This window comes from Nocardiopsis trehalosi NBRC 14201, from assembly GCF_001552555.1.
Taxonomy (GTDB): domain Bacteria; phylum Actinomycetota; class Actinomycetes; order Streptosporangiales; family Streptosporangiaceae; genus Nocardiopsis_B; species Nocardiopsis_B trehalosi.
The window spans coordinates 23,407-49,513 of sequence record NZ_BCRK01000015.1; the positions used below are offsets into that span (position 1 = coordinate 23,407).

Below are 26,107 nucleotides of genomic sequence, written 5' to 3' on the forward strand. Positions count from 1 at the left end.
GCGGCGGCCGGGCCGGCGTGCCATCCTGGGCCCGTGGACACCGACATGACCGTGCGCTTCGCCCCCGAACTGCACTTCCTGCTCGCTCCGCGCAACCGGGGCGCCGACGTCCGCGCCGCCCACGACCCCGCCGCGTCGCTGGGCCACGTGGTGCAGTCGCTGGGCGTCCCGCTGACCGAGGTCGGCGCGCTGCGGGTCGACGGCCGGACGGTGCCCGACTCCCACCGGCCCGCCCCCGGGGCGACCGTGGAGGTCGCGGCGGTCGACCGCCCGCAGCGGCTGCCGTTCCCGCACCCGCGGTTCCTGCTCGACGTGCACCTGGGCACCCTGGCGCGGCGGCTGCGGCTGCTCGGCGTCGACACCGCCTACGACAACGACCGCGACGACGACGTGCTGGCGCGCCAGGCCGCCGACGAGCAGCGGGTGCTGCTCACCCGCGACCGCGGCCTGCTGTGCCGGCGCCTGGTCCCGGCCGGCGGGTACGTCCGCGCCGACCGCACCGACGCCCAGCTGCGCGAGGTGCTGGAGCGGTTCGCGCCCCCGCTGGCGCCCTGGACCCGCTGCACGGCGTGCAACGGGCCGCTGGCGCCCGCCTCGGCGGCCGACGTCGCCGCCGACGTCGAACCCGGCACCCGCGCCGGCTACGACTCCTTCGCCCGCTGCGCCGACTGCGGGCGCGTGTACTGGCCCGGCGCCCACCACGACCGGCTGGAGCGGATCGTCCGCGACGCCGAGTCCTGGGTGGCCGCCGCCCGATGACCCCCGCGCACCCGGCGACCGGGCGCCCGGTGTTCGCGCGCCCGGAGTCCGGGCGCCGCGCGGGCACGGTACCGGCGGGGCCGCCGTGCGGCTGCGGCTGACCGTGCACCGCGCCCGCCTGGCCGGGCGCGACCACCGGGTGCTGCGCCCGGCCGCCCCGCTGCGCCGGCTCTCACTGCGGCCCGCGGGCGGCTGGTACCTGCTGCGGTGCACCGACGCCGCCGAGCTGATGCGCGTCGCCGCCCTGTGGCAGATGGCCGCCCGCTCCCGGCACTCGCTGGTGCACCTGCCGCTGCGGTCCGCGCCGGAGCCGCCGCCCGAACCCGCCGGCGCGCCGCCGCCCCTGCCGCCGCTGGACCTGCTGCTGTGCCACCACTCGCTCGGTTTCCCGGCGTCGCGGTGGAAGCGGCTGCGGGCCCGGCTGGGGCCGGGCCGGCCGCACACGGCCGACACCGGCACCCGGATGCCCGAGGAGTACCGCCGCCACCCGCAGGGGTGGGTGCCGCCGCCCGGCGACCGCGACCCGCTGGACCTGTCGGTGCACGCCGACACCCTGGTGGTGGCGGGCAGCGCCCTGGCGTTCCACCGGGGCGGGGCGGTGTTCCTGGGGGCGGCGGTGCGGGGCCCGGCGCGGGTGCGAGAACCCGGCGGACCGGGCCACCTCACCACCGCGCTGCACCCGCTCGACGGCCTGATCCGCCGCCCCGTCACCCCCGGCATCCTCGTCCACTACTTCGCCCCGGGGTGACGCGGCCCGTCGCTCAGTGACCGGGCGGCGGCGCGACCGGCCGGTGCTTGAACACCTTGACGACCCGGGTGCGCGCGGCGCGGTCCCAGAGGGTCCGCCGCTCGTCGTCGCCCAGGGCGACCAGCGCGCAGATGACGAGGATCGGCCAGAGCAGCGTGCACACCAGCCACAGCAGCGAGCGCAGCAGCGCCCGCCCCAGGCCCGGCGGGCGGCCGGTGCGCACGTCCACCACCCGGGTGTTCATCATCAGCTTGCCGAGCGTGCGTCCCCACCGCATGGTGGGGACGACGGTGTAGACGACCGCGCCCGCGAACGTCCCCAGCAGCCAGACCGCCGTCCCGGCCGTGTCGGACAGGCCCAGCACCGCGGCGAGCCCGGCGCTGAGGAACAGCGCGCCGTAGAACACGAACGTCAGCGCCCACCCGTCGATGAAGGTGCCGCCGAAGCGCTCGACCATGCCCGCCGGGTAGGACCCGGAGGGCCCGGCGGGCGGGAACCCGCCGCCCGGGTGGGGGTGGGGGCCGTAGCCACCCGGGTGGGCCGGATACGCGGGGGCGGGCGGGCCCCAGCCCGGAGGCGCGTGCGGCCCCGCGACGGGCGGCCCCGGGACCGGGGCACCGGGCGCCGGACCGGGGCCGGTCGGCGGCGGGTACCAGCCGGACGGGGGCTGCCCGGGGGAGGGGGGATGGTGCATCAGGGTTCCCGTCATCACGGAACGTCAACGGACGCCCGCATCCTACGGGGTTCCGCACCGGCGCGCGGCTCCACGGAGCGGCGCCGCCGGCACGCCTGCGGCGGCCCCTGCCGCGCGTGCGCGCGGCGCCCGGGACCTGTGCTCCGGTCCGGCCACCGCGCCGGGCGCGGCGCGGGTCAGGGGGTGCGCAGGGCGCCGCCGTCGACCGGGACCACGGTGCCGGTGACATAGGAGGCGGCGGGGGAGAGCAGGAACGCGGCGACGCGGCCGAACTCCTCCGGGTCGCCGTAGCGGCGCAGCGGGATGGTCGCGGCCGAGCGGGCGCGCGTGTCGGGGTCGCCCCCGTCGAGTTCGCGGAGCCGGTCGGTGGCGATGCGGCCGGGCGCCAGCCCGAACACGCGGACCCCGCGCGGCCCGAACTCGTCGGCCATGTCCTTGGCGGCCATGGCCAGGCCGGGGCGCAGCCCGTTGGAGATGCCCAGCCCGCTGATCGGCGAGCGCGCCGACGACGACAGCACCAGGCCGACGGCACCGCCGCCGTCCAGCCGGGCGGCGACGGTGCGCACCAGCCGCACCGCCCCCAGGAACACGCTCTCGAACGCCGCCCGCCACTGGTCGTCGGTGGCCGAGGCGGCGGTGCCCGGCGGCGGGCCGCCCACCGAGACCAGGGCGCCGTCGAGGCGGCCGTGGTGCTCCAGGGCGGCGGCCACCAGGCGGTCGGCGGTCGCGGGGTCGCCCAGGTCTGCGGCGACCCCGGTGGCGCGGGGGCCGAGCCGGTCGGCGGCGGCCGCGACGCCGGCCGCGTCGCGCGCGGACACCACCACGCGGGCGCCGTCGGCGGCCAGGGCGGCGGCCGTGGCGTAGCCCAGCCCCTTGCTGCCGCCGGTGACGATGTAGGTCCGCCCGTCGAGTCCGAGGTCCACCGGTACCGCCCGCCTTCCGCCCCGGGCGGCCCCGAAGGCCCGCCCCGCCATGCTCGCGGAACCGATCGTAACCCGGCCGGGGCGGGTCAGGCGGCCGGGCGCAGGGCGGCGGCCTGGGCGGCCAGGGCCTCGACGCGGGCCCAGTCGCCCGCGGCCAGCGCGTCGGCCGGGGTGAGCCAGGTGCCGCCGACGCAGCCCACGTTGGGCAGCGCCAGGTAGTCGGGCGCGGAGGCGGGGGTGATGCCGCCTGTGGGGCAGAACCGCACCTGGGGCAGCGGGCCCGACAGCGCCTTGAGGTAGGCGCGGCCGCCCGCGGCCTCGGCGGGGAAGAACTTCAGCGCGTCCACCCCCCACTCCAGCAGCTCCAGGGCCTCCGAGGCGGTGGCCACCCCGGGCAGGAACGGCAGCCCGGTCTCCCGCAGGGCGCCGTACAGCCGCTCGGTGCACCCCGGGCTGACCAGGAACCCCGCCCCCGCCCCGGCGGCGGCGCGGGCCTGCTCGCGGGTGGTGACGGTGCCCGCCCCCACGACCGCGCCGGGCACCTCGGCGGCGATGCGCTCGATGGCCGGCAGCCCGGCCGGGGTGCGCAGGGTGACCTCGATGGCGGGCAGCCCGCCCGCCACCAGGGCGCGCGCCATGGGGACGGCGGTGGCGGGGTCGGTGAGGACCACCACGGGCACCACGGGGGCCAGGGACAGCAGGTCGGCGCCGGTACGGGGCTTCATGCAGCGGACTCCAAGCACTGGTCGAGCCGGGCCGCCGTGCCGAGCAGCGCCGGGGTGGGGGCCACGATGAGCACCGTGGCGATGTCCTTCACATAGTGGGCCATGCGGAACTTGGCCTCGAACCGGCGGCGGAAGGCGCTGCCGCGCAGGACGGGCAGGATGCGCGGCAGGACGCCGCCGCCGAGGAACACCCCGCCGGTGGCGCCGAGGGTCAGGGCGGCGTTCCCGGCGAACCCGCCCAGCAGCGCGCAGAACACCTCCAGCGTCTCCACGCAGCGGGGGTCGTCGGAGGCGGCGCAGATGTCGGCGGCCTCGCGGGGGTCGACCGCCACCCCGTCGACGCGGGCCAGCGCGGCGTGCAGCCGGCCCAGCCCGGGGCCCGACAGCACGCACTCGGCGGTGGCCGCGCCCTGCTCGGCGCGCAGCACCCGCAGCGCCTCGATCTCGCGGTCCTCGACCGCCGGCAGGTCGACGTGGCCGCCCTCGCCGGAGACCGGCACCCACCCGCCGCCGGGCACGGGCAGCAGGCCGGCGACGCCCAGCCCGGTGCCCGGGCCGAGCACCGCCATGGGGCGGCCGGGCGCGGGCGGCGGACCGCCCAGCGACACCAGGTCGGCGCCGTCCAGGTGCGGCAGCGACAGGGCCAGCGCCGCGAAGTCGTTGACGACCTCCAGCCGGTCCAGGCCGAGCGCGCGCCGGGTGGCCTCCGCCGAGCAGTCCCAGCGGGCGTTGGTCAGGCGGATGCGGTCGCCGGAGACCGGGCCGGCGATCGCCACGCAGGCGGCGCCGGGGCGGGCGCCGCCGCCCGCCCCGGCGAGGTAGGCGGCGGCCGCCGACGCGAGGTCGGGGTGGTCGGCGCAGGCCATGAGGTGCACCCGGGTGGGGCGGGCGGCGCGCCCCTCGACGAGCGCGAACCGGGCGTTGGTGCCGCCGATGTCGGCCACCAGCCAGGGCCGGCCGGGGGTGGGTGCGGGAGCGGGGGCGGGGGTCACCGGGCGGCCCCGAACACCGCCGCGCCGCGCTCGGCCGGGCCCACCACGCCGCGGAACGCCGCGAACAGCTCGCGGCCGGTGCCCGTCGAGGAGTCGACGGTGGGGGCGGCGGGGGCGCGGTCCATCAGGTCGGGGACGAGCACCTCCAGGGTGCCGGCGGCGGCGTCCAGGCGGATCGGGTCGCCGTCGCGCACCCGCGCCAGCGGCCCGCCCGCGGCGGCCTCGGGGGAGAGGTGGATGGCGGCGGGCACCTTGCCGGAGGCGCCGGACATGCGGCCGTCGGTGACCAGGGCGACCCGGTGGCCGCGGTCCTGAAGCACGCCCAGCGGCGGGGTGAGCTTGTGCAGTTCGGGCATGCCGTTGGCGCGTGGTCCCTGGAAGCGGACGACCGCGACGAGGTCGCCGTCGAGTTCGCCGGCGTCGAAGGCGGCCTGGAGCGCGGCCTGGTCGTCGAAGACCCGGGCGGGGGCCTCGATGACGTGGCGCTCCGGGGCGACCGCCGACACCTTGACCACCCCGCGGCCGAGGTTGCCGGAGACCATGCGCAGCCCGCCGTCGGGGGAGAACGGGTCGGTGGCGGCGCGCAGCACGGTGGTGTCGCCGCTCTCCTTCGGCTCGTCGCCCCAGGTGAGGTCGGTGCCGTCGAGACGCGGGCGCTGCCGGTAGCGGGCCAGGCCGGGCCCGGCGACGGTGGCGACGTCCTCGTGCAGCAGCCCGCCGTCCAGGAGCTGGCCGATGAGGTAGGCCATGCCCCCGGCGGCGTGGAAGGCGTTCACGTCGGCGCTGCCGTTGGGGTACATGCGGGTGAGCAGCGGCACCGCACCGGACAGGTCCGCGAAGTCGTCCCAGGTCAGCTCGATGCCCGCGGCGGCGGCCACGGCCACCAGGTGCAGGGTGTGGTTGGTGGAGCCCCCGGTGGCCAGCAGCGCCACCACGGCGTTGGTGATCGTGCGCTCGTCCACCAGCTCCCCGATGGGGGTGTGGTCGGCGCCCAGGGCGGTCAGGCCGGTGACGCGGCGCCCGGCCTCGGCGGTGAGGGCCTCGCGCAGCGGGGTGCCCGGCGGGACGAAGCTCGCCCCGGGCAGGTGCAGCCCCATGACCTCCATCAGCATCTGGTTGGAGTTGGCGGTGCCGTAGAAGGTGCAGGTGCCGGGGGCGTGGTAGGCCGCCGACTCGGCCTGGAGGAGTTCGGCGCGGCCGGTGCGGCCCTCGGCGAACGCCTGGCGGACGCGGGCCTTGTCGTTGTTGGGCAGGCCGGAGGGCATCGGCCCGGCGGGCACGAACGCCACGGGCAGGTGGCCGAACGTCAGGGAGCCGATGAGCAGGCCGGGCACGATCTTGTCGCACACGCCGAGCATCAGCGCCCCGTCGAACATGTCGTGGGACAGCGCCACGGCGGTGGCCATGGCGATGACGTCGCGGCTGAACAGCGACAGCTCCATGCCCGCCCGGCCCTGGGTGATGCCGTCGCACATCGCGGGCACGCCCCCGGCGAACTGGGCGACGCCGCCCGCCTCGGCCACGGCCCGCTTGAGCAGGGCGGGGTAGGTCTCCAGCGGCTGGTGGGCGGAGAGCATGTCGTTGTAGGCGGAGACGATCGCGATGTTGGGCTTGGCGGTGGCGCCGAGGGCGTGCTTGTCGGCGGCCGAGCAGGCGGCGAAGCCGTGGGCCAGGTTGGCGCAGCCCAGGCCGGCGCGGGCCGGCCCCTCGGCGGCGGCCGCGCGGACGCGGTCGAGGTAGGCCGCCCGCGACGCGCGGCTGCGGGCGGCGATGCGTTCGGTGACGTCGGCGACGCGGGTGTCCACGGTCATCGGGAAGGGCTCCTCTTTCTGCCACGCCGAGCACGGATGCGGCAGGGGGAGGTGACGCGGGGCACGCTCCGACCGCCGGGGGAAACATAACGGGAACTTCGGTAACCGAACAAGTCGAACTTGCGACGCTTCCATGACATAAGTAAGTCGGCTTAGGCGTCAATACCTCCAAAGCATGATTGAATGGGGCATGCCACGCAGTAAGGCCGCTTCCTCACCCGCCGTGACCAGCGGCGACGTCCTGCGCCTCATCCGCACCGGCGCGGCCGCCACCCGCACCGAGATCGGCCGCCGCACCGGGCTGTCCCGGCCCGCCGTGGCCTTGCGCGTCGCCGAACTCGCCGCCCGCGGCCTGGTCACCGAGGGCGACGCCGCCCCCTCCAGCGGCGGCCGCCCGCCCACCCGCCTGGAGTTCAACGCCGACGCCGGCACCGTGCTCGCCGCCGCCCTCGGCATCTCCCGCAGCGAGGTCGCCGTCTGCGACCTGGCCGGCCGCGTCCTCACCCGCACCGCCGGCACCCCCGCCGTCGAACGCGGCCCCGACGCCGTCGTGCCCTGGCTCCTCGACACCTGGACCGCGCTGCTGGACGCCGCCGGCCGCAGCGGCGCCGGCGTGCGCGGCGTCGGCGTCGGCGTCCCCGGCACCGTGGAGTTCGCCACCGGCCGCGCGGCCTCCCCGCCCGTCCTGGCCAGCTGGAGCGGCGTGGAGATCCGGCCCCTGGTCGCCGCCCGCTTCCCCGTCCCGGTGCTGCTGGACAACGACGTCAACGTCATGGCCCTGGGCGAGCACCGCGCCCACCACCCCGGCGTCGACGACCTCGTCTTCGTCAAGGTCTCCACCGGCATCGGGGCCGGCATCGTCTCCGGCGGCTCCCTGCTCCGCGGCGACCTCGGCGCGGCCGGGGAGATCGGCCACATCCCCGTCCGCGACGGCGGCGGCACCCCCTGCCGGTGCGGCAACACCGACTGCCTGGAGGCCCTGGCCGGCGGCCCCGCCCTGCTCGCCCGCCTGGCCGCGGCCGGCGGCGCCGCGGCCGGCATCCCCGAACTCGCCGTGCTCGCCCAGGGCGGCGACCCCGCCGCGGTCACCCTGGTGCGCGACGCCGGCCGCCGCGTGGGCGAGGTCCTCGCCGGCGCCGTCAACCTGCTCAACCCCGCCGTGATCGTCCTCGGCGGCGACCTGGCCCGCGCCTACGACCCCCTGGTGGCGGGCGTGCGCGAGGTCGTGTTCCGCCGCTCCACCGCCCTGGCCACCCGCCGCCTCACCGTCGTGCCCAGCCGCGCGTGGGACGACGCCGGGCTGCTGGGCGCCGCCGAGCTGGTGCTCGACCGGGTGCTGTCCCCCGAGGCCGTCAACGCCGAGATCGCCGCCGCCACCGCCGCCCCGGTGTGACCCCCGGCCGCCCCGCCCCCGCCGGGGCGGCCGCGCGCCGTCACCGCCCCGAACTGCCCGGGCTGGCGTGCCACAGCCTGCGCGGCGCGGCCCCCGCGCCCGCCGGGGAGACGTCGGCGTAGGGCGACAGCGCGTACCCGCTCGCGTAGCGGATCCGCCGCCCGCCGACCCCCGCCACCGGCGCGGGCCGGTCCCGGCGCAGCAGCGCCCGCAGCGCCTCCGGCCCCTCCTCGTGGTAGGCCCGGGCCAGCGCGTCCAGGTCGAACGCGTGCGTGGCGTTGACCGTCGGCAGCCCCGACCCCACCCGCCGCACCCGGCCGCGCGCCACCAGCAGCCACGACCCGAACACCGTCGCCGCGCAGCGGTCCTGCACCGACTCGAAGAACGTCAGGTCGACCAGGCCGGTCGCGTCGTCCAGGGTGGTGAAGACGATGCGCTGCCCCGACCGGACCGCCGGGGTCTGCGTGGCGACCTTCACCCCCAGCACCAGCACCTCGGCGCCGTGCCCGACCCGGTGCAGGTCGCGGGCGCGCACCGCGCCGTGCGCGCGGGACAGCTCGGCCAGCACCTCGGCGTGGCAGTCCAGCAGGTGCCGGGACGCGTCGTAGCCCAGCACCTCCAGCTCCGCCTGCACCCGGTCGGCCTCCGTCATCTCCGGCAGCCCGTCCAGCCGCGCCGGCCCCGGGTCCAGCCCGATGGGCAGCTGGCCGCCCACCGGCACCCGGCGCACCGACCGCTCCAGCGCGCCCGCCCGCAGCAGCAGGTCGCGCCGCGTCGGCGACCCCGGCTCCCCGATGCGGTGCACCCGGTCCAGCGCGCCCACCAGCACCAGCCGGTCCAGCACGTCGCGCGAGGGTCGGGCGCGGTCGGCGAGGTCGCGCAGCGAGGTGTAGGGGCGGCCCGCCAGCACCGCGTCGACCTCGGCGTCGGTGATGCCCTTGACGTCGGCCAGCGCCGCCCGGATGCCCCACACCCCCTCGGGGGTGCGCTCCACCCGCCACTCCCGGTCGGAGGCGTTGACGTCGACCCCCAGGACCGGCACCCCGAAGCGGCGGGCGTCGTCGATGATCACCCGGCGCGGGTACATGCCCGGGTCGTGGGTGAGCAGGCCCGCGTAGAACGCCGCCGGGTGGTGCCGCTTGAGCCACGCCGACTGGTAGGTGGGCAGCGCGAACGCCGCCGCGTGGGCCTTGCAGAACCCGAACGAGCCGAACGACGCGAGGATGTCCCACACCCGCTCCACCACATCGGGCGGGTGCCCGCACTCCTCCGCCAGCCGGGTGAACACCTTCCGCACCTCCTCGCGGCCCTCCTCGGTGCCCAGCCGGCGGCGCATCGCCTCGGCCTCGTCCAGTCCGCAGCCCGTCATCGCGTGCAGCACCCGGATCACCTGCTCGTGGAAGATCACCACCCCGCCCGTCTCGGCGAGGGTGCCCGTGAGCGCGGGGGAGGGGTACTCCGGGACGGCCCGGCCGTCGCGCGCGGCGATGAACGGGGTGATCATGTCGCTGTTGACCGGCCCCGGCCGGAACAGGGAGATGTCGACGATCAGGTCCTCCAGGCAGGCCGGGCGCAGCCGGGAGACCAGCTCGCGCTGGCCCGGCGACTCGATCTGGAAGCAGCCGAGCGTGCGCGAGGAGCGGATCATCGCGTAGGTGGCGGGGTCGTCGGGGGTCAGCGCCGCCGCGCCGCCGGCCGGGGACGCGTCCGCCGGGTCCGCCCCGGCCGCCGCGCCGTCGATGTCGACCCGCCCGCCGCCGGTGCGCTCGATCTCGGCCAGGGCGTGGGTCATCGCCGACTGCATGCGCACCCCCAGCACGTCGAGCTTGATCAGCCCCATGTGCTCGACGTCCTCCTTGTCGAACTGCACCATGTCGTAGCCGGCCCGGCTGGGCTCCAGCGGGGCGCGGTCGCGCAGGGAGCCGTCGGACACCACGATCCCGCAGGGGTGCAGGGCGACGTGGCGGGGCAGCCCGTCCAGCCGCTCGGCCAGCCGGAACAGGGTCTCCGCGGTCCCCCCGGCCAGGCCGCCCGCGCGCAGCTCGGGCAGGTCCGCGCACGCCGCCCGGATGCGGCGGGCGCGGATGTGCGGGAACGCCTTGGCCAGCACGTCGACCTCGTGCGGCGGGACGCCCATGACCGCGCCGACCTCGCGGATGGCGCTGCGCGCCCGGTAGGTCTCCATCATCGACACGCACGCCGCGTCGGGGTAGGCGTCGAGGATCGCGTCGTAGGCGTCCAGCCGCCGGGCCGACTCCACGTCCAGGTCGATGTCGGGCAGCCCGGTGCGGCTCTCGGTGAGGAAGCGCTCCATGAGCAGCCCGTGCGCCATCGGATCGATCGCGGAGATCCCGACCAGGTGGTTGACCAGGCTGCCCGCCCCCGACCCCCGGATGGAGCAGCGGATACCGCGGTCGCGGATGCGCCGGGCGATGTCGGCGACCGTGAGGAAGTAGGCGGAGAACCCCTTGTTCTCGATGATCGCCAGCTCGTGGGCGAGGCGGGCGCGGGTGGCGGCGTCGCGCTCCCGGCCGATGCGGACCAGGCCCTCCTCGCAGTCCCGCCACAGCCGGTCGCGGGCGTCGGGGAACGCGGGCAGGTGGTGGCGGTCCATGCCCAGGTCGGCGCCGGGGTCCAGGACGCAGGAGGCGGCCAGCGCGCGGGTGTGGGCGAGCAGCCGGCGCGCGGCGGTGCGGTCGCCCCCGCAGACGCGCTCGGCCACCTCGGTCATCTCCGCGGTGCTCTTGAGGTAGCCCTGCGCCCCGGAGGGGGCGGCCGGGCCGCCGCCCCCGGGCAGCCAGCGGCGGGCCTCGTCCAGGACGCGGGCGACCTCGGCGTCGCCCGGGCGCGGGTAGCGCACGGCGTTGCCCAGCACCGCCAGGGTGCGGGTCTCGGCGGCCAGCGCCAGCAGGGCGGCGGCCCCGCGGTGCTGGCCGGGGCCGAGGTGGTCGACCACCTCGACGGCGACCTCCGCCGTGGCCCGCCACCGGTCCAGGAGCAGGCGGGCCCGGCCCGGCCGCCGGTCGGCCGCCGCCCGCGCCACGTCGGAGCCGGGTCCCAGGAGCACCACCAGCCCCTCGGCGTGCTCGGCGATGGCGCGGCGGGTGGCGGCCGGGGCGCCGCGGCTGCCCGCGTGGGCGGCGGAGACCAGCCGGCACAGCGACGCCCAGCCCCGGCGGCCGCGGGCCAGGACGGTGACCCGGCCCCCGTCGGGGGCGGCCACCGCCAGGTCCGCGCCGAGGATCGGGCGGATCCCGGCGTCACGGCAGGCCCGCACGTGCTTGACGGCGCCGTAGACGCCGTCGCGGTCGGTCAGCGCGAGCATGTCCATGCCCAGGTCGGCGGCGCGCTCCACCAGCGCCGCCGGGGGAGCGGTGCCGTACCGCATCGAGGCGGAGGAGAGCACGTCGAGGTGCGGGAAGGCGTCGGCCATCAGCCGTGCCCGCCCCGGACCGGTGCCGCTCCGGACGTCCCCATGGTCTCCCCCCACCGCTGTAGCGCGGCCAGGGCGCGGCGGACGCCGCCGAGACGCCCGGGGAAGGCAGGCCGAAATCGAACGTGTGTACGGACAATACCCCATGGGGTGACCGACCTAAACCTCTGACCTGCGGTTAAGCGACCGCGGGGTTTCGGTCATGGGGGCGGGGGAGCGGGAACCCCTTGCGGCGAAGGGCTTTCGGATCGGCCGGGCGCCTCCCCGATCTCCCGGGGGCGCACTCCCGTGCGGGAGATCACCCAGGGTCGCCGGGCGGGTGCGGACGGTGCGCCGGGCGGGGGTCCCCGCTGTTCACCGGGGGTGGGCGCGGCCGGACGGGCGCGCGGAGCAAACGCCGGGCCGCGATACCGTAGCGGGCATGGGGAGTACTTCGCAGCGGCCGTCCACCTCGGTCGAGGACTACGTGAAGGTCATCTACGACCTCCAGGAGCGCGGTTCCGGACCCGTCACCATCTCCGCCATGGCCGACCGGCTGTCCGTGTCCAACTCCTCGGTGTCCGGAATGCTGCGCAAGCTCGGTGAGCTGGGCCTGGTCGAGCACCGCCGCTACGGCCACGTGCGGCTCACCGAAACCGGCGACAAGGCCGCCCTGGCCGTGCTGCGCCGCCACCGGCTGCTGGAGACCTACCTGGTGGAGGCGCTGGGCTACTCCTGGGACGAGGTCCACGACGAGGCCGAGATCCTGGAGCACGTCGTCTCCGACCGGTTCGTCGACCGCATCGCCGACCACCTCGGCGACCCCGTGGTCGACCCGCACGGCGACCCCATCCCCACCCGCGACGGCGAGGTGGTCGAGCGCGACACCCGGCTGCTGTCCGAGGCCGCCGACGGCACCGGCGGCGTCATCGTCCGGGTGAACGACTCCGACCCCGAGCTGCTGCGCTACCTCGCCGAACAGCGCATCGGCATCGGCATGCGGGTCGAGGTGGTGGAGCGCCAGCCGTTCGGCGGCTCCCTGGTGGTCCGGGTCGGCCCGCCCGGCGACGCCCGCGACCAGCCCCTGGGCCTCGGTGCCGCCGAGGCCCTGTGGATCGCCCCCACCCACCCCTGACCGCCGGCCCGTCGGCCCTCGTTGATCTCGACGCCGTCGGGCCATGGGAGCGATCCCATGGCCCGACGGCGTCGAGATCAACGCCGGGGGTGCCCCCGGGGTCGGTCGGGTGGGGTCGCGGCGGCGGGGAAGGGGGGTCGGGAGAGCGCTCTCTCAGTGTACGTGTGATCTAGGTCACGTGGCGTGAGCTGGAGCTGCGGCGATGCGGCCCGTTTCCGTGAGGGCGTTGACGCGGACCGTAACGCGCTGCCACATTGGGGCCCCGAAAATAGGAAGGAGTCCTTAATGATCGATCGCAGGAGGTTCCTCGGCGGGCTCGGCGCCGCAGCCGCCGCCGGGGCCGCGGGCTACGCGTTCGCCCGGCCGCCCGCGGCGGGCGTCGCCGCCGCCGAGACGGCCGCCGGGGCGCGCGCCGCCACCCTGCCCGTCACCATCGTCAACGAGACCGGCGCCTTCGCCGACGACCAGGTGCGCGTCTACATCGTGGGCACCGACATCTCCACCGGCGCCCAGGTGCACGTCACCGCCGACGGGCGGATGGTCCCCGTCGCCGAGTCCGACAACACCGACGGCGGCTACACCGACTACAGCATCCCGCTGTCCCCGGGCGGCACCGTCCTGCCGCTCCCGCAGCCGATGTCGGGCCGCATCTACTTCGCCCTCGGCGACAAGCTGCGCTTCCGGGTCGTCATCGACGGCGCCGGGCGCCCCGCCCTCCAGTACCCCGCCGGGCACGTCGAGAGCGATCCCAGCTTCGGCGTCCTCTACGACACCTTCGAGTTCACCCACCAGGCCGACGGCATGTACTGCAACTCCTCGATGGTCGACCAGTTCAGCGTGCCCATCGCCATCACCCTGGAGGGCGACGCCGTCCAGACCACCGGGCTGCTGGTCGACGGCGGGCGCGCCGCCGTCTTCGACGCGGCCGCCGCGGACCCCGACCTTTCCCCGCTCATCGTCGGTGACCGCACCCGCATCATCGCCCCCGGCCACGGCCTCGACGGCGGCCGGTTCCCCGCCGACTACTTCGCCCCCTACATCGACCAGGTGTGGTCCCACTACGCCGCCACCGACCTCACCGTCACCACCAACGAGGGCGTGTTCACCGGCCGCGTGACCGGCGGGCAGCTCGTCTTCGACGGCGGCGTCACCCCGTTCCGCAAGCCCACGACGCGCGACGTGCTGTTCTGCGACGGAGCCCTCGCCGCCCCCAACGACCGCCTCACCGGCCCCGTCGCCGCGGTCCTCGGCGCCGGGTTCAACCGGTCCACCCTGCTCTCCCACGCCCGGCAGCCCACCACCGACGCCGCCGACTTCTACCGCACGCCCGTCTCCAACCACTACTCGCGCATCCTGCACGAGCACATGGTCGACGGGAAGGCGTACGGGTTCGCGTTCGACGACGTCGCCGAGTACGCCTCCTACGTGCAGGACCACAACCCCACCGCCGTCACCGTCACCCTCACCCCGTTCTGACCGGTGGCGGGGCCCCGGCCGCACGGGGCCCCGCCACCCGGCGCCACCCGGCGCCGCCGGGAGGGACCGGGCGCCGGCCGGTGCCGCGGCAGGCGCCCCGAGTGCGCACCGCACCCCCTCCGCCGACGGAAGTGGAATAGGCTGCGACCATCACATGATGGGAGTCCGCGTGGCGTTCCGCAGTCCGTTTCCGCTGCTCTACACCGAGGACGTCGGTCGGCTCCTCCGCTTCTACACCGAGGCGCTCGGGTACGAGGTGGCCTACCGCTACCCCGAGGACCCGGCCGCGCCCGCGGAGTTCGCCCAGGTCCGCCTCAACGGCAGCGGGCTCGCCCTCGGCTCCCCGCGCGACCCGCTGCACGGGCTGCCCGCCGCGCCCGCCGGCGCCGTCGCCACCTTCGAACTCTGTCTGGCCTGCGACGACGTCGACGCCGAACTCGCCCGGCTGCGCCGCCTCGGGGTCCGCGTCCTGCACGCCCCCGAGTCCGACGGCGGAGAGCGCGCGGCCTACGTCGCCGACCCCGACGGCCGCCCCATCATGATCTACGCCGACCCGGCCTGACCCGGGCCGCCCCGCCGCCGGGTTGACCTTCACACCGGTGTCACCTCGTAGGGTCCCGGCCATGACGACACCGACCCCGTCCGCCGCCCCCGGCGGCCCCCCGTCCCCCCTCGTCCGCGGCAGCGGGCCCGGCCTGCTCCTCGCCCACGGCGCGGGCGGCGGCGCCCTGCCCAACTACGGGCGCGTCATCGACGCCCTCGCCCGCGACCGCACCGTGGTCGCCCCCGACTACCCCGGGTCGGGCACCACCCCGCGCGCGGCCGACCCGCTCACCCTCGACGGCCTCGCCGACGCGGTGGTCGCCGCGGCGGTCGGCGCGGGCCTGCCCGCGTTCGCCGTCCACGGCTACTCCCTGGGCGGGGCGGTCGCCGTGCGCGCCGCCGTCCGCCACCCCGACCGCGTCACCGCGCTCGTCCTCACCGCGGCGTTCGCCGCGCCGTCGCCCGCCTTCCGCGCGCTGCTGCGCGACTGGCGGGCGCAGATCGCCGCCGAGGGCGCCCCGGACCACGCCCCCGGCGCCGCCGACCAGGTCGACCTGGTGCTGCGCGCCGACGTCCGCGCCGACCTGCCGCGCGTCGCCGTGCCGACCCTGGTGGTCGCCACCACCGCCGACACCCTGGTCGACCCCGCCCACTCCGCCGAACTCGCCGCCGGCATCCCCGGCGCCGCCCGCGCCGGACTCGACGCCGGGCACCTGGTGTGGGAGGACGCCCCCGACGCCTGGGCCGGACTGATCACCGGGTTCCTCGCCGGCGCCGACCCCGTTCCGGCGGGCCGGCCGTGAGCGCCCCGCCGACCGAGCTGCACGCCGTGCTGCCCAGCGAGCACGCCGACCTCGACCCGCACCTGGTCGTCGGCCTCGCCCGCCGCGCCGAGGACCTCGGCTACCGCGGGGTGTGGCTGCCCGACCACCCGCTGCCGCCCCGGGGCTACGGCGGCGGGTACGGGGGCGCGCTGGAGCCGGTCGTGACGCTGACCGCCGTCGCCGCCGCCACGCGCGCGGTGCGGCTGGGGACCTCGGTGCTGATCCTGCCGCTGCGCGACCCGTTCCTGCTGGCCAAGCAGGCCGCGACCCTGGACCGGCTGGCGCCCGGCCGGCTGGTCCTGGGGGTGGGCGCCGGGTGGGAGGCGCGCGAGTTCGCCGCGCTGGGCGCCGACTTCGCCGACCGCGGCGCCCGCACCGACGAGGCGCTGCGCCTCCTCCGCCACCTGCACACCGTCGGCCGGGGGCCGTTCGCGGGCGACCGGTTCGGGTTCACCGACGGCGAGTTCGCCCCACTGCCCGCCACCCCGGTGCCGCTCCTGGTCGGCGGGACCTCCCCGGCGGCGCTGCGCCGCGCCGCCCGCTACGCCGACGGCTGGCAGGCGGTCGGCCTGGACCCGGAGGCGTTCGGTGCGGCGGCCCGCGACCTGCGCGCCCGCGCCGGGCGGCCGGTCGAGGCGGGCGCGCGCACGGAGGCCGCCACGCTCGACGGCGTCCCGGCGGCCGCCGAGCGGGTCCGCGCGTTCGCGGCCGCGGGCGCCGACCACGTCGCGGTCTGGTTCGGCGCCCCTGAGGGCTACGCCGACCGCATGGCCGCCCTGGCGCGCGCCCTGGACACCGGCTGACCCGAGCCCCGGGCGCACCACCGGGAGGCTCCGGCCGCGCGGCCGGAGCCTCGCCGTCCGCCGCCCCCTCCCCGGGCGCGGCCGGATCCGGACACCCCTCCCGGGAGATCCGCCGCCGATGGGTAGGGGAGGGGGCACCCGGTCCGGGAGGTGCCGTGTGGCGGGCGTCGCCGTACTCCTCATCCTCATCGGCGTCGGCTACCTCGCCTACGCCTTCAAGGACGAACTGGCCGAGATCCTGGGGGACGGCAAGCCGCTGAACCTCCTGGTGGGGGCCCTGGCCTGCGCCGCCGCCGGCCTCCTGGCCGCGGTCTCCGTGGTCGGCTTCCTCGGGACGCCGGAGGGCCGGCGGCTCGTCGCCTCCCTCGGGGCGTTCGTGGAGGGCGTCCTCGTGGTGGCCGGGGTCGTCGCGCTGGGCGCCGCATTCATCGCCTTCCTCATCTGGGTGGACGGCGGCAGCGGGCCGGGACCCCCGCGCCACGGCGGCGGCGAGGGGACCGGGTACGGCCCCGGGTCCTCCGACGGCGGTGACGGGGGCGACGGCGGAGGCGGCGACGGCGGTGGTGGTGGCGGTGGTTGACGGCGGCGCGGCGGCCACCGCGCCGGCGGACCACCGCGACCGGCCGCTGCGGGACGCGCCTCGCCGCCGACGGCGCGGCGGCCGACGGCCGGGCGGCGGTGCCCGGTCAGGACGGGGCGGGCGGCGGGTGCTCCGCCAACCAGTCGAGGGTGCGGCGCAGTTCGGCGGTGACGCCCCCGGCCACCAGGCGGGACGCGGCCGGGTCGCCCGCCGCCGCGCCGCGCTCGATGCCGTGGAGGGTGGCGGCCACCCGGCGCGGCACCAGCCGGAGCACCTCCGCCCGGTCGGCGGCCGACGCGCCGTAGCCGTCGAGGAGGGCGGTGAGCCGGCGCCCCCGGTCGGGCGGGCCGTCGCGCCAGCCCCGCTCCCGGCAGGCGTCGTCGGGCATCAGCGGGGCGAACTGCCAGGCGGCGTGCGCGAGGTCCCACAACGGGTCCTCGGGCCCGGCGAAGTCCCAGTCGATGAGGGCGACCGCCTCGTGGCCGGAGAAGACCACGTTGCGCGGCGCGACGTCGTTGTGGCACACCACCGCGGCGGCCGACGGCAGCGACGGCGCGTGGTGCCAGGACACCCCCTCGGGCAGCCGGAACCCGCGCGCGGCGTCGTGCACCCGCCGCAGCAGCCGGCCCGTGCTCGCCACCGCCGCCTCCGGCACCTCCGCGGTGCGGCCGTCGTCGGGGACGTCGCCCGGAACGAAGGACAGCGTCTCGCGCCCGCCCTCCGCGCCGAGCACCCGCGGCGCCGCCCCGGGCGCCGCGGTCTCCAGGTACCGCAGGAACGCGTGCACGGCGGGCGACCACGGCCCGGTAGCGCGGACCACCGTCCCCCCGACCCGCCGCGGCGCGTTCGTGTGCCCTCCCCGAAGTTCTCCAGAGATATCTCCGCCATCCGCCGAAGAAACGCGCACCGGCTCATCCTCCACGTATCAAGGAATGGCTCCACGGGAAGCCGTCGGCCATTCTAGGTCAATTTCCCGGTCGCCGCGGGCGCGGTCGGCGGCGGGTCCGCCGCGGGTGCCGTCCCCGGCCGGGCGGCGCCCGGCGCGGGACAGGGGAGTGTGTCCATAACGCAACCCTCCGGTATTGCGGCAGCTCAAGTGGTGATCACGGAGAAGCGGGATCGTGTGACCACCGGTCCTGCGGATGAAGGAGCTACCTTGCGTGCAAACGCGAGCGCGACTAGTAATGGTGCGCATGAGTCGGAAGCCGGGAGTTCTCCGTGTCACGCCCGCCTGAGACACCCTCGATCTCGAATGACGCCGACGCCATTATCCATCCGACGCCGTTCCCGAAAGTCGTCCTGATCGGATGCGGGAGAATAACCGAATTCGCGCACGCCCCCGTGCTGCGGGACGGCGCGGGCCCGCGCGTCGTCGGCCTCGTGGACGACGACCCCGAGCGCGCCGACGGGATCGCGCGGCTCCTGGGCGGCCCCGGCCGGATCGCCACCTACCGCCGAATCGGCGACGCCCCGTTCGACGCCGCCACCATGGCGGTCGTGGCGACCCCGACCCCCCTGCACGCCGACACGGCGGCCGAGGCGCTCGCCGCCGCACCGTGCGTGCTGGTCGAGAAGCCGCTGGCCGCCACCGGGGCCGCCGCGCGGCGGCTGCTCGACCTGGCCCGGCGCACCCGCCGCCACCTCCTGTGCGTCCACAACCGGCGGCACGAACCGGCGCTGCGCCGGCTGCTGGAGGTGTGCGCCTCCGGAACGGTCGGCCGCCCCCGCACCGTCACCTACCTGCACCACACCACGGCGCCGTTCCCCGGGGCGTGGGCGGCCGAGCCCATGTGGCGCTCCGGCACCGAGGGCGGGTGCCTGGCCGACCTCGGGTACCACGGCGTCTACCTCGCCCGCGAGATCCTGGCGGCCCCCGTGGCCGGAGCCGAAGCGGTCGAGACCGTGTGGCGGGGCCCCGTCCTGGAGCGGGCGGCGGTGCGGACCACCCACATCGGCGGTGCCGGCGCCGCCATCGACGTGGCGTGGACGGCGTCCAGCGACGCGTTCCGGGTCGTGGTCGACTGCTCCGCGGGCCGCGTCACCGCCGACGACACCGGCCGCCTCAGCGTGGCCACCGCTGCCGGCGGGGAGGTCCGCGAGCGGCACCCGGCCGGCTTCGGCCCGGCCTACCGCGCGCTCTACGCGGACGCCGCGCGCCGGACGGCCGGCCCCCCGCGCTACGACCAGGCGGCCACCGCCGTGGAGACCGCCGACGTGCTCGACACCCTGGCGGCGGCGTGCCGCGCCCGCCGCCCCGAGGAGGCCGCGACATGACCACCCGATGGGGCATCCTCGGCTGCGCGCGCATCGCGCTCGGCCACGTCGTCCCCGCGATGGCCGCGGTCGACGGCGCCGTACCGGCCGCCATCGCCGGGCGCGACCCCGAACGCACGGCGCGGGCCGCCGACCGGCTCGGCATCCCCCGCCACCACACCTCCTACGCCGACCTCCTCGACGACCCCGGGATCGACGCCGTCTACCTCCCGCTCCCGCCGCACCTGCACCACCGCTGGGCGCTGCGGGCCCTGCGGAGCGGCAAGTCGGTCCTCGTCGAGAAGCCGGCGGTCGGCACCGCCGCCGAGGCGGACGAACTGGTGGCGGAGGCGCGCCGGCGCGACCTGCTGCTCGTGGAGGCGACGATGTACCGCTTCCGCGAGCAGTGGGCGTCACTGCGCGCCTGGCGGGACCAGCACGCACCCCCCGGCACGCCGGCGCTGCTGCGGGCGCACATCGGCTACACCCTGGACGCCCCCGCCGACGACCACCGCCGCAGCCGGTCGTCCGGCGGGGGAGCGCTGCGCGACCTCGGCACCTACGCCGTCAACGCCGCCTCGGCGCTCTTCGGCGCGGCGGAGCGGGGCTGGCTGGCCCAGGTGCGCGACGGCCGCGCCGGAACGGACGCCGACATCGACCTCGTCTCGGCCGGCGGGCTGGTCTTCCCGGACGGCCGGGTGCTCGCGTTCGACTGCGACTTCCGGCACGCCTGGGTCGACACCCCGCTGGAACTGCGGACACCCGGCGGCACCGCGGTCCTCGACCACGCCTTCAACCCCGGCACGCACCCCACGGAGCTGCGCGTCCTGCGCCAGGGCGCACCCCCGGAGACCCGCCCCTTCGCCGGGGCCGACGCCTACGCCGCCATGGTGGCGGAGTTCGGCCGGTGGCGCGGCAAGGGCGCGTCGTCGGACTTCGCCGCCGCCGAGGCCCACCTGCTCACCACCACCGCCCGCAACACCGAACTCCTCACCTCGTTCGAAAGCCGCGGCGCGTCCGGACCGGCGTGAGCCGCCGGGACCACCGCGAACCAGGAGGCCGCACATGCGCACCGCCGTCCAACTCGGGTTCAACGGCCACGGGGTCTTCGGGCGACGGCCCACCACCGACCTCGACGGCGTCCTCGGGCTCGCGGCCGACGCCGGGTTCGACGGCGTCGAACCCATGGGGGACGTCGCGGGCGCCCCCGGCGCCGCCGCCCTGCTGCGCCGGAGCCGCCTGCGGGTCCCCGTCCTGCACCTGTTCCTCGCCGACGTGGCCGACCCCGGGGACCGGCGCCGGTGGACGGACGTGCTGGGCGGGCTCGACTGCCCGGCCCTGGCCCTGTCCGCCTTCGGCATGGAGCAGTCCGCCGACGGCTACCACCGCCTCGCCGACGACCTCGGCGCCGTCCGCGAGGACGTGCGGCGCGCGGGGGCCGACCTGATGTTCCACCCGCACGACGCCGAGATGTCGGTCGTGGCGGACGACGGCCGCCGGGGGACCGACGTCCTCACCGGTGACCTGCCCGACCTGAGGCTCATCGTCGACGCCTACTGGGCCACCCGGGCGGGGCTCGACCCCGCCGAGGCCATCTCCCGCAACGCCGCGCGCAGCGGCTACTACCACCTCAAGGACGGTGACGCCTCCGGCGGCACGGAGTTCGGCCGCGGCACCGTGCCCATGCGCGCGTGCCTGCGCGCCGCCGCCGCGGCCGGGCCCGGCGGCTGGGTCGTCCTGGAGCAGGAGAAACCCGCGACCGACGCCCCCGGTGTCCTCCGGCGGTTCCAGCGCGCGGTCGCCGATGTGATGCAGGAGTCACCGACATGACCGGACCCGTGATGACCGCGACGCGGCGCGCCAACCAGGAACTCAACATCGCCGAGTTCCAGGAGCGCCGGACCGAACTGGCCTCCCGCCCGCTCGCCCTGTTCGTCGAACTCACCCGCAACTGCAACCTCAAGTGCCCCAGCTGCCGCAGCGCCGGGCCCTTCCTGCCCGAGTGGAACATGAGCGACGAGGTGTTCCGCACCGTCGCCGACGAACTGTTCGACTCCGCCCTGCTGGTGGACCTGCGCGGCTACGGCGAGAGCACCATCCTGAAGAACTTCCCCCGGGCGGCGCACCGGGTCATGGACTCCGGGGCCCGCCTCCGCCTGGTGACGAACGGCCAGGTGAACAAGCCCGAGCTGTGGGACCGGATGATGGCCGAGCACGCCGTCGTCGTCCTGTCCTGCGACGCCGCGTCCCACGACCTGTTCGCGACGCTGCGCGCGGGCGGCACCCTGGCCCGCCTGCGCGAGACCGCGTCGACGCTCGTCCACCACCGCGACGCCCACGGCGCGCCCCGCGACCTGCTCTCGCTGTACGTCGTGGTGAGCCGCCCCAACCTGCACGAGCTGGCGGACATCGTCACGCTCGCCGACGACCTGGGCATCGCCCAGGTGTCGCTCGCCCCCATCCAGATCGGCACCGACCACCCCTGGCACCTGGGCCACGACGTGGCCACCGTGGCGCGCTCGCTGGACGCGGCCACCGACCGCGGGCGCGAGCTGGGCGTCCGCGTCCAGCTCGCCTCCTCCCTCGACGAGTCGCTCAACCTGGACGACGACATCAAGAAGATGTGCATGCACCCGTGGGCGTACGCCTACATCAGCCACGAGGGGCGCGTCGGCTTCTGCGACCACCTCATCGGCCTGGCCAAGTACACCTTCGGCTCCCTCACCGAGGAGCCGTTCATGGACATCTGGAACTCGGAGCGGTTCCAGCGGCTGCGCCGCCAGCACGCGGAGCAGGACCTGCGCGACGAGTTCAGCCCCTGCCGCTGGTGCTACAAGCGGCGCTACGTCGACTTCGAGCACCTCGTCCACCCCAGCTACGGCGACCACCTGGTGAACACCGAGACCCGCGCCCGCCTGTGGACCGGGCAGGACGCCCCGGCGTGCGGCTCGTCCTTCCTCGGCGCCGACCAGGCCGAGACCCCCGCGAGCCGCCGCGTCCTGCCCATCGTCACCCGGTGATCTGGAGGTACAGCATGGCCGCCCACCGCCGTGCAGGCGTGTCCGTCGTCATCCCGGTCCGCGGCCGGGTCCGGCTGCTCGCCGCGCTGCTCACCGGGCTCGCGGAGGCCCGCGCCCGCTGCCCCGAACCGACCGAGGTCATCGTGGTCGACGACTCCGACCCGGCCGACGCCGACCGCCACCGCGCCGCCTGCCGCCGGCACGACGCCGCCTACCTGCGGGGACCGCGGCGGGTGGGGGCCAAGCGCAACCTCGGGGCCCGCGCCGCGCGCTTCGACCTGATCGCCTTCGTCGACTCCGACTGCGAGGCCGACCCGGACTTCCTCCAGCACGCCGCCAAGGCCCTGCGCGAGGCCCCGCGCGACGTGGGCGCCGTCGCCGGACCGGTGGACATGATCGGCACCGAGACGGCCACCCTGCGCCTGTTCCGCCGCACCCAGGAGATGCACCAGCCGTTCGCCTGGCCGCGCGCCTACGACCGCATCACCTGGGCGGCCACCGCGAACCTGACGGTGCGCGCCGAGGCGTTCGAGGCCGTCGGCGGGTTCGCCGAGGACACCCTCACCATCGTCGGCGGCGAGGACGTCGACCTGGGCGTCCGCATGACCAAGGCGGGCCACGCCACCGCGTGCGCCCCGGGGGCCGTGGTGTACCACTCGCGGCAGACCGGCGACAGCCTGCTGTCCATCGCCCGGCGGCTGTTCACCTACGGGCGGGCCGCGCACTGGCTCAACGTCCGCCACCCCGAACGGCGCGAACCGCGGCTGAACCCGGTCAGCGCGCTGGCCGCCGTCGGGGCGGTCGCCGCCGCGGCCGCGCCGGCGACCCGCGGCAGGTCCCTGTGGGCGGTGCCCGCCGCGGCGGCCGCGCTGCTGGCCCAGCACGCCCACCGCCGGCGCGTCCCCGGGGACGGCGCCACCGCCGTACCCGGCCTGGTGGCCAGTACCGTCCTCGACTGGGCGTTCGACGCCGGGGAGTTCGTCGGCGCCTGGCAGGTCGGCCGGCCGCACTACCTGTTCTCCCGCTTCGGGTTCATGGACGACCGCACGTTCGTGCCGCGCGCGGCCGCCGCCGGGACCGGGGAGGCGGCGTGAGCGGGCGGTGGAGCGCCGGCGCCGGCGCCTTCCTCGGCATCAACTACAGCGGCATGCACGACAGCACGGTGTGCCTGGCCGACGCCTACGGGCGCCCGGTCTACGCGGTCGGCGAGGAGCGGTTCTCCCGCGTCAAGCAGGACGGCCGCTTCCCGCACCGGGCGCTGGCGACGGTCGAACTCGGCGAGGTCGCCGCCATCGGCGTCCCCTACCTCGAATCGAGCCCCGGACCGGCCGAGACCGACCCCGTGTTCCGGCCGCTGATGCACCCCGTGCCCGACCGCCCCGTCCTGCCGTTCCCGCCGGAGTGGCGCGAGCGGCTGGAGGCCCTCGGCCGTCCGCTGCTGTTCTTCGACCACCACGAGATGCACGCCTACACCGGGTTCGTACTCTCCGGCTACCCGGAGGCGCTCGCCCTGACCTTCGACTACGGGGCCTACAACTGCGCCCTGACCGCGGGCGCCTTCCACCTGCGGGCGGGCACCGCCACCCGCCTGGCCGGCGCGGCCATGAACGAGTACCACGCCCTGGCCTCGCTGTACACCGACGCCACCGCGCTGCTCGGCTTCACCCCCTGCAAGCACGAGGGCAAGGTCACCGGGCTGGCCGCGCACGGCCGCCCCGGGGCCGACCGCCGGCGCGCGCTGTGGGAGGTCCACCGGAGCATCCGCGACGCCGACCACCTGCTCTACGACTGGGTGGGCTTCCTCGACGGCGACACCCCGCCGTTCTACGAGCCCAACCGGCACCTCGTCCAGCGGTACCGGGAGCGGTTCCCCTACAGCGACGCCGACCTCGCGCGCGCCGCCCAGGACCTGCTGGAGGAGCGGCTCACCGTCGTCGCGGAGTGGCTGGCCGACACCTGCGGCCGCGACCTGCCCCTGGTCCTCGCCGGCGGGGTGTTCGCCAACGTGCGCGCCAACCTGGCGCTGGCGCGGGTGGGCTTCCGGAAGGTCTTCGTCGCCCCGCCCATGGGCGACGACGGCCTGTGCATCGGCGCCGCCGCGGCGGCCGGCCACCAGGCGGGGGCCCGCCGCCCCGGCGCGCCGGCCCGGCCGCCCGCCCGGTCATCGGCCATGGCGCTGGGGCCCCTCCCGGCGGAGCCGGGCGCGGCCGAACCCCTCCTGGCCGCACTGGGGGTCCGCCACCGCACCCTCACCCGCCCGGAGGAGGAGCTGGCCGACGCGCTCGCCGACGACCTGACGGTCGCCCTGGTCCGCGGCCGCCAGGAGTTCGGGCCGCGCGCCCTGGGCCGCCGCTCGGTCCTCAGCGCCGCCCGCGACCCCCGGGTCAACGCCCGCCTCAACGCCCGGCTGCGGCGCACCGAGTTCATGCCCTTCGCCCCGATCCTGCGCGCCGAACGCGTCGCGGAGGTGTTCGACCTCGACGGCATCGCCTCCGACGTCACCGACTGCCTCCCCTTCATGACCATGTGCCTGCCGGTCCGCCCGGAGACCGCCCGCCTGGCCCCGGCGGTGGTCCACGTCGACGGCACCGCGCGCCCCCAGGTCGTCACCGCCGACGACGACCCGTTCCTGCACCGCCTGCTGGAGGAGTACGAACGCCGCACCGGCGTCCCCGTCCTCATCAACACCAGCTTCAACCTCCACGACGAACCCCTGGTGTCGACCCTGGAAGACGCCCTCGCCGCCTTCCTCACCGCCGAACTCGACCTGCTCTGCCTGGACGGGCGCATCGGCGTCGCCTTCGCGGACAACCCGCGGCTCGCCGCCGCGGCGCGCCTGCTCCGCCGCGACAACGGCGCGGCGGCGGCGCGCCGCACGGCCCTCAACCACGCCTTCGGCCGCCGGATGGTCGACGGCCCCGGACGCTTCAGCGAACTGTCCGACACCAGCGCCCTGGTGGGGCGCTGACCGGACACACCGCGGCCGGTCGCCACCGGCCGGGAAGGGACATCCAGACGTGACCTCGAACGAGGAGCGGCCCGGGTCGGGCCGCCGATTCCAACGGGCCCTGGTCACCGGGGGCAGCGGCTTCCTCGGCAGCCACGTGTGCGACGCCCTCGTCGCCGCCGGGACCGCGGTGGTGTGCCTCGACAACCACTGCACGGGGGACCCGGCCAACGTCGCCCACCTCATGGGGCACCCCCTGTTCTCGCTGGTCACCGCGGACGTCAGCGAGGGAGCGGAGGTCGCGGGGCGGGTGGACCTCGTCCTGCACCTGGCGTCGCCGGCCTCACCCAGCGACTACGCGCGGCTGCCGCTGGAGACCCTCGCCGCCGGCGGGCCGGGCACCGCCGCCGCGCTGCGCGTCGCCCGGCGCGACGGCGCCCGGTTCGTGCTCGCCTCCACCTCGGAGGTCTACGGCGACCCCCTGGAGCACCCGCAGCGCGAGGACTACTGGGGCAACGTCAACCCGGTCGGCCCCCGCGCGATGTACGACGAGGCCAAGCGATACGCCGAGGCGCTGACCACCACCTACGGGCGGGTCCACGGGCTGAGCACCGGCATCGTCCGCATCTTCAACACCTACGGCCCCCGGCTGCGCGCCGACGACGGCCGGGCGGTCCCCAACTTCATCCGCCAGGCCGTCGCCGACCTGCCGCTGACGGTCTACGGGAGCGGCGACCAGACGCGCTCGCTCTGCTACGTCGACGACACCGTGGCCGGCCTCCTCGCGCTCGCCGGCAGCGACCACCCCGGTCCCGTCAACATCGGCTCCCAGGAGGAGGTCACCGTCCGCGACCTCGCCCTGCTCATCCGCGACCTCACGGGCAGCCGGTCGGTGCTCGACTTCCGCCCGGCCCCGCCGGACGACCCGCGCCAGCGCCGACCCGACATCGGCCGGGCGCGGCGGCTGCTCGGCTGGAGCCCGCGCGTGCCCCTGCGCGAGGGCCTGCTCCGCACCATCGCCGCGACCGCCGAACGCCCCTCCCTCAGCCGGGCCGAGCCCTGAGCCCCC

23 protein-coding genes are annotated in these 26,107 nt (G+C 76.8%); 16 read left to right on the forward strand and 7 right to left on the reverse strand.

What is annotated here, in order from left to right:
• Positions 1-45: 45 nt before the first annotated feature.
• Both NT8_RS04765 and NT8_RS04770 read left to right on the forward strand, forming a co-directional pair.
• Positions 46-759, forward strand: coding sequence for a Mut7-C RNAse domain-containing protein (locus tag NT8_RS04765; protein ID WP_067964651.1), 714 nt, complete (start codon positions 46-48; stop codon positions 757-759).
• An 85-nt stretch (positions 760-844) separates the two neighbouring features.
• Positions 845-1,507 (forward strand): hypothetical protein, encoded by a 663-nt coding sequence (locus NT8_RS04770; protein WP_067964653.1) that lies wholly within the window; start codon positions 845-847, stop codon positions 1,505-1,507.
• A 13-nt stretch (positions 1,508-1,520) separates the two neighbouring features.
• Here the strand turns inward: NT8_RS04770 and NT8_RS29145 are convergent, their stop codons facing one another.
• The 5 genes from NT8_RS29145 to edd form a co-directional block, all read right to left on the reverse strand.
• On the reverse strand, positions 1,521-1,964 hold the full coding sequence (locus NT8_RS29145) for an RDD family protein (RefSeq protein WP_157515517.1): 444 nt from the start codon (positions 1,962-1,964) through the stop codon (positions 1,521-1,523).
• A gap of 413 nt (positions 1,965-2,377) precedes the next feature.
• Entirely contained in the window at positions 2,378-3,124 is a 747-nt protein-coding gene (locus NT8_RS04780) for an SDR family oxidoreductase (protein WP_067964657.1), read from the reverse strand.
• 86 nt (positions 3,125-3,210) lie between these two features.
• On the reverse strand, positions 3,211-3,849 hold the full coding sequence (eda, locus tag NT8_RS04785; RefSeq protein ID WP_067964659.1) for a bifunctional 4-hydroxy-2-oxoglutarate aldolase/2-dehydro-3-deoxy-phosphogluconate aldolase: 639 nt from the start codon (positions 3,847-3,849) through the stop codon (positions 3,211-3,213).
• Positions 3,846-4,841, reverse strand: a complete 996-nt coding sequence (glk, locus tag NT8_RS04790; protein WP_067964661.1) for a glucokinase — start codon at positions 4,839-4,841, stop codon at positions 3,846-3,848. Before glk ends, eda begins: the two co-directional genes overlap by 4 nt.
• Positions 4,838-6,652: a phosphogluconate dehydratase gene (edd, locus tag NT8_RS04795; RefSeq protein ID WP_067964663.1), complete on the reverse strand. Its 1,815-nt coding sequence runs from the start codon at positions 6,650-6,652 to the stop codon at positions 4,838-4,840. Before edd ends, glk begins: the two co-directional genes overlap by 4 nt.
• A 190-nt stretch (positions 6,653-6,842) precedes the next feature.
• Between edd and NT8_RS04800 the strand changes: the two genes are divergently transcribed.
• Positions 6,843-8,045 carry an ROK family transcriptional regulator gene (locus NT8_RS04800; protein ID WP_067964665.1) on the forward strand — a complete coding sequence of 401 codons (1,203 nt, stop codon included), beginning with the start codon at positions 6,843-6,845 and terminating at the stop codon, positions 8,043-8,045.
• Positions 8,046-8,085: 40 nt separating this feature from the next.
• On the opposite strand, the gene NT8_RS04805 is transcribed toward NT8_RS04800, so the two are convergent.
• The gene (locus tag NT8_RS04805; RefSeq protein WP_157515519.1) at positions 8,086-11,478 is read right to left on the reverse strand and encodes a DNA polymerase III subunit alpha; all 3,393 of its coding nucleotides are present in this window, start codon (positions 11,476-11,478) and stop codon (positions 8,086-8,088) included.
• A gap of 421 nt (positions 11,479-11,899) precedes the next feature.
• On the opposite strand from NT8_RS04805, the gene NT8_RS04810 reads away from it, so the two are divergent.
• The 6 genes from NT8_RS04810 (at position 11,900) to NT8_RS04835 (ending at position 16,818) form a co-directional block, all read left to right on the forward strand.
• Entirely contained in the window at positions 11,900-12,592 is a 693-nt protein-coding gene (locus NT8_RS04810) for a metal-dependent transcriptional regulator (RefSeq protein ID WP_067964667.1), read from the forward strand.
• 285 nt (positions 12,593-12,877) lie between these two features.
• On the forward strand, positions 12,878-14,068 hold the full coding sequence (locus NT8_RS04815) for a beta-1,3-glucanase family protein (protein ID WP_067964669.1): 1,191 nt from the start codon (positions 12,878-12,880) through the stop codon (positions 14,066-14,068).
• A 169-nt stretch (positions 14,069-14,237) separates the two neighbouring features.
• Complete coding sequence (locus NT8_RS04820; RefSeq protein WP_067964672.1) at positions 14,238-14,630, forward strand: VOC family protein; 393 nt, start codon at positions 14,238-14,240, stop codon at positions 14,628-14,630.
• A 61-nt stretch (positions 14,631-14,691) separates the two neighbouring features.
• Positions 14,692-15,414, forward strand: a complete 723-nt coding sequence (locus NT8_RS04825; protein WP_067964674.1) for an alpha/beta fold hydrolase — start codon at positions 14,692-14,694, stop codon at positions 15,412-15,414.
• Positions 15,411-16,238, forward strand: coding sequence for a TIGR03619 family F420-dependent LLM class oxidoreductase (locus NT8_RS04830; RefSeq protein ID WP_067964676.1), 828 nt, complete (start codon positions 15,411-15,413; stop codon positions 16,236-16,238). The genes NT8_RS04825 and NT8_RS04830 overlap by 4 nt, the downstream gene beginning before the upstream one ends.
• 157 nt (positions 16,239-16,395) lie before the next feature.
• Positions 16,396-16,818: a hypothetical protein gene (locus tag NT8_RS04835; RefSeq protein WP_067964677.1), complete on the forward strand. Its 423-nt coding sequence runs from the start codon at positions 16,396-16,398 to the stop codon at positions 16,816-16,818.
• Positions 16,819-16,924: 106 nt separating this feature from the next.
• On the opposite strand, the gene NT8_RS04840 is transcribed toward NT8_RS04835, so the two are convergent.
• Positions 16,925-17,605 carry a phosphotransferase gene (locus tag NT8_RS04840; protein WP_217999063.1) on the reverse strand — a complete coding sequence of 227 codons (681 nt, stop codon included), beginning with the start codon at positions 17,603-17,605 and terminating at the stop codon, positions 16,925-16,927.
• A 431-nt stretch (positions 17,606-18,036) separates the two neighbouring features.
• On the opposite strand from NT8_RS04840, the gene NT8_RS04845 reads away from it, so the two are divergent.
• Genes NT8_RS04845 through NT8_RS04875 form a run of 7 tightly spaced genes read left to right on the forward strand, consistent with a single transcriptional unit; the run spans position 18,037 to position 26,101 of the window.
• A complete protein-coding gene (locus NT8_RS04845) occupies positions 18,037-19,092 on the forward strand; it encodes a Gfo/Idh/MocA family protein (RefSeq protein ID WP_084468643.1) in 1,056 nt (351 codons plus the stop codon).
• Positions 19,089-20,102 carry a Gfo/Idh/MocA family protein gene (locus NT8_RS04850; protein ID WP_067964683.1) on the forward strand — a complete coding sequence of 338 codons (1,014 nt, stop codon included), beginning with the start codon at positions 19,089-19,091 and terminating at the stop codon, positions 20,100-20,102. Before NT8_RS04845 ends, NT8_RS04850 begins: the two co-directional genes overlap by 4 nt.
• Positions 20,103-20,136: 34 nt before the next feature.
• Positions 20,137-20,901 (forward strand): sugar phosphate isomerase/epimerase family protein, encoded by a 765-nt coding sequence (locus NT8_RS04855; RefSeq protein WP_067964685.1) that lies wholly within the window; start codon positions 20,137-20,139, stop codon positions 20,899-20,901.
• On the forward strand, positions 20,898-22,091 hold the full coding sequence (locus tag NT8_RS04860) for a radical SAM protein (protein ID WP_067964686.1): 1,194 nt from the start codon (positions 20,898-20,900) through the stop codon (positions 22,089-22,091). The genes NT8_RS04855 and NT8_RS04860 overlap by 4 nt, the downstream gene beginning before the upstream one ends.
• Complete coding sequence (locus NT8_RS04865) at positions 22,088-23,185, forward strand: glycosyltransferase family 2 protein (protein WP_157515522.1); 1,098 nt, start codon at positions 22,088-22,090, stop codon at positions 23,183-23,185. The genes NT8_RS04860 and NT8_RS04865 overlap by 4 nt, the downstream gene beginning before the upstream one ends.
• The gene (locus NT8_RS04870; protein WP_067964690.1) at positions 23,182-25,059 is read left to right on the forward strand and encodes a carbamoyltransferase C-terminal domain-containing protein; all 1,878 of its coding nucleotides are present in this window, start codon (positions 23,182-23,184) and stop codon (positions 25,057-25,059) included. The genes NT8_RS04865 and NT8_RS04870 overlap by 4 nt, the downstream gene beginning before the upstream one ends.
• 49 nt (positions 25,060-25,108) lie before the next feature.
• Complete coding sequence (locus NT8_RS04875) at positions 25,109-26,101, forward strand: NAD-dependent epimerase/dehydratase family protein (protein WP_067964691.1); 993 nt, start codon at positions 25,109-25,111, stop codon at positions 26,099-26,101.
• Positions 26,102-26,107 lie beyond the last annotated feature (6 nt).

Bases quoted from the DNA above. Each gene is read 5' to 3' on its own strand.
- NT8_RS29145 (WP_157515517.1), bottom strand. From the start codon at position 1,964: ATGGTCGAGCGCTTCGGCGGCACCTTCATCGACGGGTGGGCGCTGACG.
- NT8_RS04810 (WP_067964667.1), top strand. From the start codon at position 11,900: ATGGGGAGTACTTCGCAGCGGCCGTCCACCTCGGTCGAGGACTACGTG.
- NT8_RS04860 (WP_067964686.1), top strand. From the start codon at position 20,898: ATGACCGGACCCGTGATGACCGCGACGCGGCGCGCCAACCAGGAACTC.
- NT8_RS04815 (WP_067964669.1), top strand. From the start codon at position 12,878: ATGATCGATCGCAGGAGGTTCCTCGGCGGGCTCGGCGCCGCAGCCGCC.
- NT8_RS04825 (WP_067964674.1), top strand. From the start codon at position 14,692: ATGACGACACCGACCCCGTCCGCCGCCCCCGGCGGCCCCCCGTCCCCC.
- NT8_RS04855 (WP_067964685.1), top strand. From the start codon at position 20,137: ATGCGCACCGCCGTCCAACTCGGGTTCAACGGCCACGGGGTCTTCGGG.
- eda (WP_067964659.1), bottom strand. From the start codon at position 3,849: ATGAAGCCCCGTACCGGCGCCGACCTGCTGTCCCTGGCCCCCGTGGTG.
- NT8_RS04800 (WP_067964665.1), top strand. From the start codon at position 6,843: ATGCCACGCAGTAAGGCCGCTTCCTCACCCGCCGTGACCAGCGGCGAC.
- NT8_RS04850 (WP_067964683.1), top strand. From the start codon at position 19,089: ATGACCACCCGATGGGGCATCCTCGGCTGCGCGCGCATCGCGCTCGGC.
- edd (WP_067964663.1), bottom strand. From the start codon at position 6,652: ATGACCGTGGACACCCGCGTCGCCGACGTCACCGAACGCATCGCCGCC.
- NT8_RS04805 (WP_157515519.1), bottom strand. From the start codon at position 11,478: ATGGCCGACGCCTTCCCGCACCTCGACGTGCTCTCCTCCGCCTCGATG.
- NT8_RS04765 (WP_067964651.1), top strand. From the start codon at position 46: ATGACCGTGCGCTTCGCCCCCGAACTGCACTTCCTGCTCGCTCCGCGC.